The 15614-nt window shown below is 61.5% G+C and carries 10 protein-coding genes; 9 read left to right on the top strand and 1 reads right to left on the bottom strand.

Going from position 1 to position 15614, the window contains the following annotated elements:
• Positions 1-119: 119 nt before the first annotated feature.
• From ACFOKF_RS24890 to ACFOKF_RS24850, 9 genes are all read left to right on the top strand, one after another.
• Positions 120-2492: a TonB-dependent receptor gene (locus tag ACFOKF_RS24890; RefSeq protein WP_380799244.1), complete on the top strand. Its 2373-nt coding sequence runs from the start codon at positions 120-122 to the stop codon at positions 2490-2492.
• Positions 2493-2608: 116 nt separating this feature from the next.
• The gene (locus tag ACFOKF_RS24885) at positions 2609-4003 is read left to right on the top strand and encodes a phosphotransferase (protein WP_380799243.1); all 1395 of its coding nucleotides are present in this window, start codon (positions 2609-2611) and stop codon (positions 4001-4003) included.
• Positions 4004-4297: 294 nt separating this feature from the next.
• Positions 4298-6730, top strand: coding sequence for a TonB-dependent receptor (locus ACFOKF_RS24880; RefSeq protein WP_380799242.1), 2433 nt, complete (start codon positions 4298-4300; stop codon positions 6728-6730).
• A gap of 134 nt (positions 6731-6864) precedes the next feature.
• A complete protein-coding gene (locus tag ACFOKF_RS24875; RefSeq protein WP_449325402.1) occupies positions 6865-7143 on the top strand; it encodes a hypothetical protein in 279 nt (92 codons plus the stop codon).
• A gap of 281 nt (positions 7144-7424) precedes the next feature.
• Entirely contained in the window at positions 7425-8804 is a 1380-nt protein-coding gene (locus tag ACFOKF_RS24870) for a spinster family MFS transporter (protein WP_380799241.1), read from the top strand.
• Between the two features lie 84 nt (positions 8805-8888).
• The gene (locus tag ACFOKF_RS24865; protein ID WP_099232259.1) at positions 8889-9776 is read left to right on the top strand and encodes a helix-turn-helix domain-containing protein; all 888 of its coding nucleotides are present in this window, start codon (positions 8889-8891) and stop codon (positions 9774-9776) included.
• A gap of 157 nt (positions 9777-9933) precedes the next feature.
• Positions 9934-11349: a hypothetical protein gene (locus tag ACFOKF_RS24860; protein ID WP_380799240.1), complete on the top strand. Its 1416-nt coding sequence runs from the start codon at positions 9934-9936 to the stop codon at positions 11347-11349.
• 8 nt (positions 11350-11357) lie between these two features.
• The gene (locus ACFOKF_RS24855; RefSeq protein ID WP_380799239.1) at positions 11358-12815 is read left to right on the top strand and encodes an acyl-CoA reductase; all 1458 of its coding nucleotides are present in this window, start codon (positions 11358-11360) and stop codon (positions 12813-12815) included.
• A 15-nt stretch (positions 12816-12830) separates the two neighbouring features.
• Positions 12831-14543: an N-acyl-D-amino-acid deacylase family protein gene (locus ACFOKF_RS24850; RefSeq protein ID WP_380799238.1), complete on the top strand. Its 1713-nt coding sequence runs from the start codon at positions 12831-12833 to the stop codon at positions 14541-14543.
• On the opposite strand, the gene ACFOKF_RS24845 is transcribed toward ACFOKF_RS24850, so the two are convergent.
• On the bottom strand, positions 14544-15611 hold the full coding sequence (locus ACFOKF_RS24845; protein ID WP_380799236.1) for an aldo/keto reductase: 1068 nt from the start codon (positions 15609-15611) through the stop codon (positions 14544-14546).
• Positions 15612-15614: the final 3 nt, after the last annotated feature.

The following is a 15614-nucleotide window of genomic DNA, read 5'->3' as shown; positions in this document are numbered from 1 at the left end:
GAAATTGGCACGCGGCGCGGGGCGACGGCCATCCATCCTCGATCCCATGAACAGGAAAGGCCGGCAACAGACCGGCTCTCAAAGACAAAGGTCATATCTGGCCATCAGGGAGACGAAGAATGAAGATATCCGGTTTCATCCTGCCCTTGGGGCTGTTGCTGACGACGTCCCAGGTGGCTTTGGCGCAATCATCCCCCGCCGCGCCGCAAGAGGTGGACAGCAGCGACATCGTGGTGACGGCGCGCCGCACTGCCGAGAATATCCAGGAGACGCCGGTTTCTGTCGTGGCGTTCGGCGCGGATTCGCTGCGGCAGGCCAATATCCGCGATACGCAGGATCTGCTGATCAAGACGCCGGGCGTATTCCTGGCGGGTTCGGGCGGGCGCGAGAACAGCAATTTCTCCATTCGTGGCCAGTCCAAGGCGCTGGCCGGCAACAGCGCGCCCGGCGTCATCAGCTATTTCGCCGAAGTGCCGTCTCCTACGGTCGGGTCCAGCATTCCGACCTATGATCTCTCGTCCGTTCAAGTGCTCAAGGGGCCGCAGGGGACGCTGTTCGGCCGTAACACCACTGGCGGCGCGATCCTGTATTATCCGAAGGCGCCGGACTATAAGCTGGGGGGATATGCCAAGGCGTCCTACGGCAATTACGACGCCCGGCTGCTGGAAGCCGCCGTCAATATACCGCTGATGTCCGACACGCTGGCCATCCGCATCGCCGGCCAGATCCAGAAGCGCGATGGCTGGACCAAGAATATCGGCATCGGCGGCGACCCCGACGACCTCAATTCGCAAGCGATCCGCGGGTCTATCCTGTTCGAGCCGAGCGCCGCGTTCCGCAACACGCTCATCGTCGATTATTACCATAATGATGCAGTCGGCGGCGCGTCGGTGTTGACGAATGTGCTGCCCGGTCCCAACGGGCTGACGGCGACGGGCACGGCGGCGGCGGCTCTGGCGCAACTGGCCTTGCAGCGCGCGCGCGGGCCGCGCGTGATCAATTCGGACGTCGACGCGTTTGAAAAGGTCAAGCGTTTTGGCATCACCAACCGGACCGAGTTCGATCTGTCCGACGACATCACCTTCGTCAATATCTTCGGCTATCGGCGCACCAAGGTCGACTATTATTCCAGCGTGGATGGGCTGCCTACCTTGATCGCCGATGGCAGCGGCGCGATTCCTGCCGGGCTTCCGGTGACGATTGTGGGCGGGCGCCAGACATCCGACGTCCGGCAGATCAGCGACGAAGTGCAGTTGAAGGGGTCGGCGCTCGGCAATCGCCTAGACTGGCTGGTCGGCGCCTTCTATCTGGACAGCAAGCCGCTCGGGCCGTCTGGCACCTACATCCCCGTCTTCATCCTGCCCGGCATCACGGACGCGCGGTTCAACTACAGCTTCTACAGCGAAAAGAGCCGGGCGCTGTTCGGCAATGTCAATTATGAGATTGCGGACGGGCTGCACGTCAATCTGGGCGTGCGCCATACCTGGGACAAGATCGAGGCCTGCGTCGGCGGCGGCCTGAACAACCAGCCCGTCGTTTCGCCGGAAGAATGCGCGGACGGCGCGGCAACCATCCGCAATTCGAGCGTCAACAAGACCTCGTCCAAGGCGCTGACCTGGCAGGCAGGCGTCGACTGGAAGGCGTCGGATGCGATCTTCCTCTATGCGGTGACGCGCCGGGGCTATCGTGCGGGCGGGATCAACAGCCCGACGCTGGCCGGGCGGCTCACGCCGTTCCAGTCGTTCGCGCCGGAAAAGGTGACGGATGTAGAGGTCGGTATCCGCTCCGACTTCACCATGGGCGACGTCAAATTGCAGTTCAATGCGTCGCCCTTTGTCGGCTGGTACAATAATGTGCAGGTGCCCATTTCGGGCCTCAATACGCAGGCGAGTTGCAGTACGACTACGCCGGGCGGAACCAATCCGCCGAAATCACCGGACGGCGATTGCGACGCCAGCAATGATCCGAGCGGCGGGACGCTGCTGGTCAATGCGGGCAAGACCCGGGTCGCGGGTATCGACCTTTCGACCCGCATCCAGCCGACGTCGACATTGTCCTTCAACGCCGGTGCGACCTTCCTCGACCTCAAGTCGCGCTCGCTGACGGTGCCTGCCGATCTCCAATCCTATCTTGCAGCGCTCAAAGTGCCGTTCAATCTGGTCGCGAAGACGACGGTCACGGCCAGCGCGCGCTGGACGTTGCCGGTGCCGCCCTCGCTGGCGGAAACCGTGTTTAGCCTGGACTATTATCATTCCAGCAAGGTGCGCTCTTCCGACCAGGTGCTGCCCGCTTATGACCTGGTCAATGGACGGCTGGACCTGAATGGCGTCGGTGGCAGCAAGGCGGATGTCAGTTTCTTCGTACGTAATCTGTTCGACAAGAAATATCTGGCGTCGAGCAATGTCGGATCGGCGGCGCTCGGGATCTTCAGCGGATTCTACGGCGCGCCGCGCACCTATGGCGTGGAGGTCCGCTATCGGTTCGGCGACTGACAGCAAGAATGAGAGCGGTGCGTCGGTTCCCTCCCGTCGATACGGCTAACCTGCCTGGGGATGGGGCGGTGACGCACCGATCGCAATGAATAGAAAAATGATAGGGAGGACTGTCGATGGCGCAGACCGAAGCCGATCAGGATCAGGCGGAAAGCCGCGAACAACTCAGCCGATGGCTTGAGGATGGGCTGGGTTGTTCCGAGGTCAAGCTCGAAAAGCAACGGCGCTGGCGTCCGGTATGGCGCGCTACGGCACAGCAAAATGGCGTGAAGCGTGATTTTCTGCTGAAGGGCGATCGCACCTGGCCGACCCATCCCTATCCGCTCGTGTATGAAATGCGCATGCAGCGCGCGCTGCATGAAAATGGCATTCCCATACCCGCCATATTGGGCATGTGCGACCAGCCCAACACCATCGTGATGGAATGGATAGAAGGCGGGCGGGATCCCGGCCTGGTCCAGCAGGCGATCGAAAGCGCGTCGGTCATGACCGACGATCGATGGGCCGCATCGCTGCGCTATATGGAGATATTGGCAGACATCCACCGCTTGCCAAGCCAGGCTTTCGTTGAAGGCGGAGCCCATTTGCCGCAGGGCGCGCGCGAGATCGCCCTGCATAATTTCGAACGCTTCCATGCCATGACGGCCGAGCAGGGCATCACCGATCCGCTGCTGGAATTTTGCGCACGCTGGCTGCGTCGCAACTATCCCCGACATCGGGAATCCATTTCCTTCGTCACGGGCGACTGCGGCCAGTTTCTTTCGGAGGGCGCCCAGGTCACCGGCATATTGGACGTGGAAATCGGTCATCTGGCGGATCCCATGCGCGATCTGGCCTGTTTCAGGGGCCGTCACCCGATCGAGAATATGGGCGACGTCGCCGCCCTGTTCCGCCATTATGAAACGGCGATCGGCGTGCCGCTCGATTTTGACGCGATCGCCTATCATACCGTGTCCTTCCTGGCCGAAGCCATTTACGGTCCCCTGTTTGGGGTGCACGAAAAGGGGCGCGGCGGCGACTGGGTCGAGGCAGCGGTACAAGTGTCGATGATAGGACGGCGATGCATGGAAGCGTTGGCCGAAATATTGGGCGTGTCCCTCGACGACATCGCGCTTCCGCTGCCCGCCGCGGCGGACCAGAATGATCTGGCACTTGATAAATTGCAGGCGGAGATCGAACGCCTGCCCGAAAGCGGCTCGCTACAGAACTGGCAACGCAATATCCTTGCTTCGATCCCTCACTATCTCCGCAACCAGTTGCGCTACCGCGATTGGCTGCGAGAAGAGGATGGCAAGGATATCGAGGCGCTACTGGGTACGGTCCATGTCGATGCCGCCGAGGGTGAAGCCGCATTGATGCGCTTCATCGAAAAGAGCGTGCCCGCCGACGACGCTGCCCTGACACGCTTCTTTCATCGACGGATGCTGCGGCAGTGCCTGGTGATCGCGGGTCCCGATGCGCCTGCCGATCATCTTGTTCTGGTGCCGATGGAGCCTTTGCTACGGGGGTAAAAGCGTGGGTCCCCGGGTCAGGATACCTATCCAACGATATGTGTCCTCCCCGCATGAAACGATAAAATTGGTGATTATAAATGCCCGGAAAATGCAAAACAGGAGGGTGTTTAATATACTGCCTGATATCGTGATGATCTAGTTATTAAGATCGCATTTTCGGTACTGGTTGATAAATATCTCATGAATATACAGTATTTCTTCTATTAAAATCATAAACAAAAATAATATCGGAAACCATAATAACAAAATCAAATTCCGTTATTTAATAATATTAATAGTGGAGGGGATAAAATGATCAAAATATTTCGCGCAATCTTGCTGGCTGGCACGGCGTTGGGTGTCGGTGGCGCAGGCGCAAGCCATGCGGCAGAAGCAGTCGAGCAAAGTGCGAGCAGTGATGACAATAGCGGTGTTCGCGATATCATCGTGACGGCTCGCCGCACGTCGGAAAATCTTCAGACTGTCCCCGTGGCGGTCACGGCGCTCGATCCGACCGCGCTGCTGGAACGGCAGATTGTCGAAGTGGCGGATGTGGGCCGCGCGGCGCCGGGTTTGTCGGTGCAATCCGGCGGCACCGGCAACGCATCGCTGATATATCTCGCCATCCGCGGCAATGCGCAAAATAGCCCCAATTCATTCTCCGATCCTGCCGTCGGCATTTATGTCGATGGCGTCTATTATGGGCGACCCATCGCCGGAAATCTCGGGCTCCTCGATCTGGCTTCGGTCGAGGTCTTGCGCGGAACCCAGGGAACCTTGTTCGGACGCAATACGACGGGTGGCGCTCTGAACATGACGACCGTGCAGCCGGACGGCAATTTCGGCGGCTATGTCACGGGACGTATCGGCAACTATGAAAGCTGGTCGATCGAATCCGCGCTGACCCTGCCGATTTCGGGCGACGAATTGTCCCTGCGCTTGGCGGGGCGCTATGGCGAGAGGGGCAAGGGCTTTGGCGACAACCCCATAAGAGGGGTTGATGCGGCTCGTATCGATCACGACATCGCGGCCCGTGGCACGCTGAACTGGGAGCCGTCGGCGATCCCGATGACTGTATCCCTGTCGGCCGACTATGCCAATATCAAGGATACGTACAATAATGTCGCTCTGCGCGGTATCAATCCGACAGGACCGGCCTTGGCACTCTATTCCGGCCAATTCGACATTGCTAGCTTCCTCCAGAGCAAGAGCCGCTTCTATAGAACCTATAATGATCCCAACACGGGCAATGCCAACATCGATACGCCCTATAATTATAACAAGACATGGGGTGTCCGTGCGACCATCGAATATGATCTGGGCGACGTTAAGATCAAATCGATAACGGCCTATCGCGAGGCGGACACCGGGGATGGTACCGATCTTGACGGCACGCCTGCCAAGATCGCATCCTATGCGAGCGACTATTCACAAAAGCAGCGTAGCGAGGAACTGCAATTCTCCGGCAACCTCGGGAAATTGGAATTCATTTTCGGCGGTTTCTATTTCAAGGAAATGGGCGATGAGCAGTCCCAGTCGCTCGTCTTCCAGGATACCGATTTCGGCTTCAACCTTGCCCCGGCCAATACCAACCTGGCCACGTACAAATCGGAATCGAAGGCCTTGTTCGCGCAGGTCAACTACAGCCTGACCGAACGGTTGCGCGCGACCGGCGGCTTCCGCTATACCTGGGACAAGCGTTCGATCAACCGCATGGGTTATATCGGCGGAATTCCTGGTTTTTCTGGTTCGTTTCTCTCCAACGGCCAGTTGGTCACACTGCCCGCTACGGGACTATGCGCCGTGGGTGCCAATGCGAATTTGGTCGCCCCCGGTCCCAATTGCGTTGATCCCGTCACTGCCAAATTTGATTATCCCGCCTGGCTCGCCAGCATCGACTATGAGTTGGGCGACGGCAAGCTCATCTATGCAAAGACGGGTGGCGCCGCACTGGCTGGCGGTCTCAATTCGCGCCCGACCCCGCCCGACGCCAGTTCCTTCGCGCCGGAAAAGGTGAAGGACGCCGAGATCGGCTTCAAGGGCGATTTCTTCGATCGTCATCTGCGGACCAATTTCGCGGGCTTCTATATTTGGCGGAACGGCGCCCAGAATGTCGTCAATGCGCTGGTTGGCGCCAATCTGACCCAGTTCGTTCAGAATGCAGGCGATGTGAAGGCTTATGGTGTCGAGTTTGAAGGCACGCTCATTCCGTGGCAGGGCATGGAATTAAGTGGCGCCTTGTCCTGGCTGAAGGCGAAATATGCTGCGGGATCATTCACTGCGGCGGGCCTGGGCGGCACGGTGGATCGGAGCGGCGAGGTCGTTCCGCGCGCGCCACGATGGACATGGAATATCGGCGCAACGCAGCGCTTCCCGGTGAAAGGGGGCGAAATCGCGCTACATGCCGACTATGCCTACACATCTGCTGTCTACCAGGACTATGCCACCGCGGATTTGACGACGCCAGCGCTCAACGACGGAGTCAACGACGCGGCGGAACGTGCGGCGGCGATCAGCTTCATCGATACGCAGAACAGCTTCAGTCGGATCAAGGCCTATGGTGTGTTGAACGGAAGCGTGAATTTCAAGCTCGACAGCGGAATGGAGTTCACCCTTTGGGGCCGCAACCTGACACAGGAGAAATATTACAACGCCATATTCAATGGGTATGGCACCTTCGGCACCGCGATCGGCTTTACCGCAGCGCCGCGTACATGGGGCGCAACGGTTTCCTATCGCTTCTGACATAGGGGATGGGTGAGGTGGCGTCGCCCACTTCACCCATTGGCCTGATACGGCCTGCGTGAAAGATCCTATCTTTCGTCAGGGGTTCCGTCGTTGATTTGCTGCATAACTGCCCGTTCAAGAGACGGGCAGTTATGTCGTATTTCAAGGTCGAGGGTCGAAAAATGGAAATCAGTCAATCGGTGGAGAGCGGCGACAAGGCTTTGATCATATTGCAGAGCCTAGTCTGCTATTTGCGCGAAAAGAACATTCTTTCACGATGCGATATCGAGGAATTGTGCGAGCGCGTCGAGGCGCGCGAAAAGGAATTTCCCTGCGATCAACACCAGGCTGCGGCAGCAGCGAAGGATATGCGCGACCTGGGCGAATATTGCGGGAATCGATATGGCGGGAAACGGCGTCGCTGCCTGTAAGACACTGCTCGACAGGGTCATGGTGGGGTGCTGCGTTACGCGATTTTGCCAAACGGCGGCCCGCAGACTGAAATAGCGGGCTGGGGGCTGCGATCATCGTCAATCGTCCGCTTTGCCTGTGTTTGTTGTGCAATATTCGGGGAATAGACGGGGGAGGCATAGGGGAAGGAATATGTCTCCTGCGCGACATCTGTCGTCCCGGCGATAGTCGTGGCGGGGGCATGGGATGCGCTGTTGGCATAGCCTTCGTCACAGTCGATAAAAATGAAATAGGATGAGTGATGCACAATCCGTCAATAGTGGATGCAGGTCCGCAACCGATGCCGGACGACGCATCGCTTTCTGCCGATGGGCGATCGTTGCTATCGTGGACGATTGTCGCGCTGTTTCTGCTCAACTGCCTCAACTATATTGATCGACTGCTCTTCTCGGTCGCCCAGGAAATGATCAAGGTCGATCTCCATCTCAGCGATTTTCAGCTCGGCCTGATTGGTGGACCCGCATTCGCCATACTCTACACGGTCTTCAGTTTCCCGATCGCGCGCGCGGCGGACCGCGGTCGCCGGGTGGGGATCATCGCCATTTCGCTGACATTGTGGAGCGCCATGACGGCCTTTTGCGGAATTGCAGCCAATTTCGTCCAGATGCTCGTCGGGCGAGCCGCCGTCAGCATTGGCGAAGCGGGATGCACGCCGGCCTCGCATTCGCTCATCTCCGACGCATTCCCCGCGCAACGTCGAACTACCGCCATCGCCATCTTCGCGGTCGCCGGCCCCTTCGGCGCCATCGTCGCAGCGGTGGGCGGGGGCGCTTTGATCGCCGCTTATGGTTGGCGCACGGCTTTCCTCATCTGCGGAATGGCCGGCATCGTCATGGCTCTGCTGTTCCGCGCCACCGTGCCGGAACCGCCGCGCAGCCAGCCCCGATCGCACCATGCCGCGTCTTTCATCGCCACCGTCCGCCAGTTGCTGGCCCGGCGCAGCTTTGCTCTGGTGGCCGTTGCGGGGGGCGTCGCCGGGATCGGCAGCTATGCCAATCAACAATATATGGTGTCCTTCCTCATGCGCGGGCACGGTCTGTCCCTGGCCAATGCGTCGGTGCTGATGGGGCTTGTGATCGGCGGCGTCGGCATCGTTTTCACGCTGTTGGGCGGCCCGATGATGGACCTGGGTGCGCGTCGCTACCCGCGGATCAAGGCTTGGCTGCCTTCCTTCGGCTTGCTCTGGTGCGGCGCGCTATATGCCGCCGCTTTTCAAATTCCGACAGTTGGCCTTGCGGTGGCGTTGATGGTGCTCGGATCCATGGGGCAGCATTTCTACATGCCAGCCATGTATGCGCACGGACAGGATGTGGCGCCGCCGCATATGCGCGCCATGGCCTCCGCCGTGATTATCGCTACCAGTTCCATATTGGGCTATGGATTGGGTCCGCCGCTGATCGGTCTTGCCAGCGACATATTGGGGGAAAGTGCCCGGGTGTCGGCAGGCCTCAGCCTGGCCGAATGCGCCAAGCGGGCCGTCGCGGCCTGTGAGGCGGCAAGCGCACAGGGGCTGCGCCTATCGCTCAGCCTGGGATCCTGCTTCTTCATCCTGGCCGCCGGCCTGTTTGCATTGGCAAGCCGATGGGTTGTCGCCGATGTGCATGATCATGATCGGCACTGACTTGCCATTCGCGATCTACAGGGAAATAATGGTCCTGCGCTTTAGGATCGAGCCAAGATTCGATCGATGGCGAGGAGGTTGAGGATGCGACTTGAAGCCGACCTTGGTCTGCCGCTCTGTGCCCCGCACACTGCGTCGCATTTCCATGTCGAACGGCGGTTCCATACGAACGGTATTTTCGCTGATATCCGTCACTTCGGATGGACCCAGAGCAGCCGATCGGTTTTTCGACCCGATTCCTACTATCTGGATTTTTCCATCGGCCCGCGCTGTCCCAGCGCTCGGTTCTTCAACAGCGAACGCCAACTGGCGGATCCGCCAGGCGATGTCGTCTTTCTGCCCAAGGGTGGCGCATTTGCGACCCTGAGCGAACCGGGTGAGCACAGCCTGCTGTGCCTGACATTTGAAAACGACCGGGCGATGCAATTATTCGAGGATGACAGCGTCGCCGATCTGGCGGCATGTCAGGATGTTCAGATCGGTCGGGTGCGCCAAGGCCTTGCCCGGCTGGTGGAGGAATTGCGCAATCCAGGCTTTGGACAGGATATATTGCTCGAAAGCATGGCACTGATGCTCGTCGTCGAACTATGCCGGCATTTTCGCCAAGCCCAATATGATGACCGCAGCGTACATGGACAGATGCCCGGCTGGCGCTTGCGTCGCATCAAGGATAAAATAGAGGCCGATCTGGCCGAAATGCTTTCGGTGGCCGATCTGGCCGCCGAAATCCGCACCAGCCCGCGTCACTTGATCCGGACTTTCCGGGCCACCACTGGCATCACCTTGACCGACTATATTGCCAGCCGCCGGATCGCGCGTGCGCAAGACCTGCTTGTCCGTGGCGAGGCGATGATCAAGGTGATCGCCGGCAATTGCGGCTTCCAAAGCGCTGCCGCTTTCTCGGCGGCGTTCCGGAAGGCGACCGGCATGACGCCGCGCGAATATCGCGAAGAGCGTGGTGCATCGCGCTGAACCAGTTCTGCGTTGGATGGCCGATCCGATATGATGTGAAGCATCGCGCTTCATGTCCGCCTGACGATGTTTGGGCGTTCCGGCTGTAGGCATCGGCATTGCGGGGAACGCCCCGCCGCCGCCACAATCCGTCCCATCAAGAAGGACGGATTTTCTTATGAGCAGCTATCTCGATCGACTGATCGCCGATCCCACCAGTTTCCACGACGCGCCCTATGCGCAGGCCTTCACGCTCAGTCGCGAGGAGATCGACCGGCTGCATCTGGAAGGCGCGCGCAAGCGCTTTGCCGAGTTGCGGCCCGGCCTGTCCGTGCTGGACAAGTTGGCGCGCGAGCAGGGCATCGACGCGATCGAGACGATCGACGATCTGGCGCCGCTGCTGTTTCCCCACACCGTCTATAAATCCTATCCGATCAGCTATCTGGAACGGAGCCGCTTCGACAAGCTGACCAAATGGCTCGCGGGCCTGACGACCAGCGACATTTCCCACGTCGATGCCAGCGGTATCGAGACGATCGACGACTGGGTCGACCTGCTCGACGCGCAAACCGACCTGACCGTCCAGCATACGTCCGGCACCACCGGCAAGCTGAGCTTCGTCCCTCGCAGCAAGAAGCAGTGGCGTGAAACCATCGTCCATTCGGGGGTCATCATCCGCGACTGGTGGCCGGACCGCGGTCCGGACATCGTGAAGGACGGGATGCCGATCATCATTCCGGGCTATCGCTACGGCGCTGCTGCGATGCAGCGCGGCAACGGCATCCAGGTCGACCTCTATGCCAAGGGCGAGGAAAACACCCTGTTCCTCTACCCCAACGCCCGGTTCAGCGCGGACATCGCCTCGCTGGGCGGTCGCCTGCGCGCGGCGGAGGCGCGGGGCGAGGCCGGCATGATCGACATTCCGCCGGTCCTGCTGGAACGGCGGGAGGCGCTGCTGGAACTGGAGCGCCGCCGGCCCGACGACCTCAAGCATTTCTTCAGCGAGGCGCAGCGGCGCTTCGGTGGACGCGACGTCTATGTGACGGCGATGTGGGCCATCCTCTACGACTGGGCGGAGGAGGGGCTGAAACGCGGCATCAAGAACGTCTTCGGCAAGGGCAGCGTGCTGCTGACCGGGGGCGGCAAGAAGGGCAAGGAACTACCCGACGACTGGCGCGAGCGCGTGATCGAATTTCTGGGTTTCGACACCATCTATGAAATGTACGCCACATCAGAGCAGATGGGTCTGTCGATGATGTGCGAGCATGGCCATTATCACGTCCCACCCATCCAGATCCCGTTCCTGCTCGATCCGGCGACCGGAAAGCCCCTGCCGCGCAAGGATGGCCTGACCGGCCGCTATGCCTCGTTCGACCTGATGCCCAACACCTATTGGGCCGGGCTGGTGACGGGGGACGAGATCACGCTGGCCGGCTGGGAAAAGCCCTGCGCCTGCGGTCGCACCGGGCCGTACGTCATTCCGCCGGTGCGCCGCTACAGCGAGCAGGAAGGCGGCGATGACCGCATCGTGTGTGCCGGCGCCCCCGAAGCGCATGACCGCGCCCTCGAATTTCTTGCCGAACTGTCGATGTGAGTAGAACCATGACCGATCCATTCCGCGTGCCCCTGATCATCCGGGGCCAGATTATCGATGATACCGAGGTCGACTATGGCGGCCGCCGGGGCGGCGTTAGTTTCTCTGCGCCCGACATTGCCAAACATGTGGCGCGCCTGCCGCTGCGCACCCCTTCGGCCATGGCCGACCTCTATGCGCTGAGCTTTGACGAGATACTCGATTTCCTCGTCGCCCTGGGTCAGCGGCTCGATTTCGGTCAGAACCGGCATTTGCAGGAAGCGTTTCGCCTGTCCTGCCAGACCTCCGGCCTGTCCGAGAGCATATTGCGCGTCCATTTCCAGCATATCGGCGCGGCCTTCGATCGCACCGAAATGCGCCGGATGATGGAACGCTCCTGCGGCGTCGATTATCTGGAAGGCTGGGTCGATCAGGGGGCCGGCAGATTTCCGGGCCTGACCGCCCGCACCCGCGCCTTCGGCGCGCGGACGGTCCATGTCATCGCCGGAAATGCGCCCATCGTGTCGATCCTGACGGTGATCCGCAATGCGCTGACCCGGTCGGACGCGATCATCAAGTTGCCGTCCAACGATCCGCTGACGGCCGCTGCGCTGGTGCGAACCATGGTCGAGATGGACCCCGACCATCCGCTGTCGAAACATGTCTCCGTCGCCTATTGGAAGGGCGGCGACGATCAGGTGGAATCGGCGATCTACGATCCGCGCGGAGTCGAAAAGATCGTCGCCTGGGGCGGGTTCGATTCGGTCAAGCATATCACCCGCTATCTGCAACCAGGGATCGACCTTATTACTCAGGATCCCAAGCTGTCGGGAACGATCATCGGTCGCGAGGCCTTCGCCGATGACGCGACGCTGGGGCAGGTGGCGCGCCGTCTGGCGCTCGACATCGGCGCGCAGAATCAGGAAGGCTGCGTGTCCGCGCGCGTCATCTATGTCGAATGCGGCACGGACGACGTCGGGCTGGAGCGGGCCAACCGATTGGGGCAGATGACCTTCGACGCGCTCCAACGCCTGCCCGATCATCTGAGCACGCCGCACAAGGCTTTCGACGGCGCGCTCAAGGCCGAGATCGACGGCATCCGTCTCAATGACGAGGATTATCGCATCTTTGGCGGCCGCGCCAACGAAGGCGCGGTCATCGTCAGCCAGGAAGAATATCCGGTCGATTTCTCCCGCACGCTCGCCTGCCGGGTGGGCAATATCGTGCCGATCGACAGCCGGGAAACGGCCGTCAGCGCGGTCAACGCCTATACCCAGACGATCGGCATCTTTCCCGAAAGCCTCAAGGACGAGCTGCGCGACCGCCTCGCCTTCCAAGGCGCGCAGCGGATCGTGTCGCTGGGCGGCGCTGCGACGATGCAGCATAATATGGAACGGCAGGACGCGATCGAACCGGTCCGCCGCATGCTGAAATGGGTGACGGAAGAACAGGCATCGGGCGAGATGCTGGCCGCGCTCGCAGGCTGAAGGGGAGCCGAGGACATGGTGGAAGCTGATCTGGTGATCCGGGGCGGAACGATCGTCGACGGATGCGGCGGCGATCCGTTCGAGGCGGATATCGCCGTCGTGGATGGCAGGATCGCGGCGATCGGTGCCGATTTCGGACGGGGCCGCGAGGAGATCGATGCCCGCGACCTGCTCGTCACGCCCGGCTTCGTCGATGTCCATACCCATTATGACGGGCAGGTCACCTGGTCTGACAGTCTGGTGCCGTCCGCCGACCACGGCGTCACCACCGTCGTCATCGGCAATTGCGGGGTCGGCTTCGCCCCGTGCCGGCCGGAGGACCGCGAGGCGCTGGTCAATGTCATGGAGGGGGTGGAGGACATTCCCGAAGCGGTGATGGCCAAGGGGCTGCCCTGGAACTGGGAGAGCTTCCCCGACTATCTGAAATCCCTGGAGGCGCGCGCCTGGGACGCCGATGTCGGCGCCTATATTCCCCATTCGCCCCTGCGCGTCTATGCGATGGGCCAGCGCGGGCTGGACCGTGAGCCGGCCACCGCGGCCGATGTCGCGCGGATGGCGCAACTGGTAGCGGAGGGGATGGCGGCCGGCGCGCTCGGTTTCGCGACGTCGCGATCGCTGGTGCATCGGCGCGGTGACGGCGCGTTCATCCCTTCCTTCCAGGCAGATAGCGACGAACTGGTGGCGATCGCCCGATCGGTCGGGGATGCGGGGCGCGGCGTGCTGCAGATGATCCCCAATCTCGATACCGCCGACTGGGCCAGCGATCTTGACCCGATGAAGCGCATGACCAGCGCCTCGGGGCGTCCGCTGACCTATTCGCTGGCCCAATGGTCGACCGATCCGCAGGGCTGGCGACGGACCATGGATGCGCTGGCCGAGCATAATCGCAGCGGTGCGGGGCCGGTGCTGGCGCAGGTGTTCCCCCGGCCGATGGGCGCGATGTGCGGCCTGTCTACATCGGCCAACGCGTTCAGCCATTGTGCGAGTTATCGCGCGATCGCCGACAGGCCGTTGGCGGAAAAGGTCGCCATCATGCGCGATCCCGCTTTCCGCGCGCGACTGATCGCGGAGGAGCCGGACGAGACGCCGACGCCGCTGCATCGCTTGCTGCGCGCCTGGGACAATATCTATCCACTCGGCACCGAGCCGGACTATGAACCGTCACCAGACCAGAGCATCGCCGCGCTGGCCGCGCAGCGGGGCGTCAGTCCGGTCGAGCTGGTCTATGACCTGATGCTGGAGCAGGACGGACATGCGCTGATCCTGATGCCCTTTTCCAACTATGCGGAAAAGTCGCTCGATCCTGCCCTGGCCATGATGCGCGATCCCTACAGCATCGTGGGACTGGGTGACGGGGGCGCGCATTATGGCATCATCTGCGATGCCAGCTATCCGACGACGATGCTGGCCTACTGGACCCGCGATCGCGTCGGCGAGCAGTTAACGATCCCGGCGGCGGTCAAGGCGCTGAGCGCCGACAATGCCGACTTCCTGGGACTGCGCGACCGTGGGCGGCTGAAACCGGGGCTGAAGGCCGACATCAACCTGATCGATCATGGCGCGCTGCGCCTGCATGCCCCCTATGTCGTGCACGACCTGCCGGGCGGCGGGCGTCGCCTGGCGCAGCCCGCCGCCGGCTATCGCGCCACGATGGTCAGCGGGATCATCACCCGGCGGGACGGCGCCGACACCGGCGCGCGTCCCGGAAGGCTGGTCCGCGCCGCCTGATCAGGCGCGCGGCCGGATGTTCGTGCCGCCCGTCAATCCATGGCGGATGAAGGGCGAGGCAAGGAAATCATGTGGGAAGCCGAGCGGGGTCCGGCTCACCGCATCCAGCTGTTCCAGCTGTGCGGGCTCCAGCGTGACGCCGAGTGCCGCGACATTGTCCGTATATTGCCGCATTGTCCGCGCGCCTACCAGCGGCGATATGACCGCCGGATTGGCCAAGGTCCAGGCGATCGCTACTTGCGCCGAGGTGACGCCCATCTCGTCGGCGACGGCCTTCACCGCATCCGCGATGGTCACAACGCGCGCATCGACGCGGCCCCCCGCTTCGAGCAGGAAGCCGCGACCACCCGTTTCGCCCGCATGCGCGCTGCCGCCCGTCGCATATTTGCCCGACAACATGCCGCTCGCCAGCGGCGACCAGGGCATGACGCCGATACCCAGCGCCTTGGCGGCGGGGATAAGGTCACGCTCGGCCGTGCGCTCCACCAGATTATATTCGGATTGCAAAGCCACCAACTGGCTCCAGCCACGCAATTCCGCCATGGTCTGCAACCGGGCCATCTGCCAGGCGGGGGTGTCCGACAGGCCCAAGTAAAGGATTTTGCCCTGCGTCACGAGGTCGTCGAACGCGCGCAATATCTCGTCTGCGGGCGTGGTGTCGTCCCAGACATGGAGGAAGAACAGGTCGATCCGGTCCGTCTTCAGCCGCTTGAGGCTCGTTTCCACCGTCTGCATCATGGCGCGGCGGCTGTTGCCGGCGGCATTGGGATCGCCGACCGAATGGGTCAGCGAATATTTGGTGGAAAGGACCAGCCGTTCGCGCTTCGCCTCTGCAAACTTGCCCGTCAATATCTCCGACGCGCCGTCGGCATAATAGCCCGCCGTGTCGATGAAGTTGCCGCCCTGGTCGATATAGCTGTCGAAAATCCGGCGGGATTCCTCTTCGCCCGCGCCCCATTCCTCGCCAAAGGTCATGGTGCCCAGCGCCAGCGGCGAAACACGCAGGCCCGAGCGGCCGAGCAGGCGATAGCTGTCGAGCGACAGCGGCTGAGTGGTCGTCTGTATCATGAT

The organism is Sphingobium rhizovicinum, from assembly GCF_042647625.1.
Taxonomy (GTDB): Bacteria; Pseudomonadota; Alphaproteobacteria; order Sphingomonadales; family Sphingomonadaceae; genus Sphingobium; species Sphingobium rhizovicinum.
Note: the sequence above shows the minus strand (reverse complement) of the source record. Positions and strands in the feature narration are given on the sequence as shown.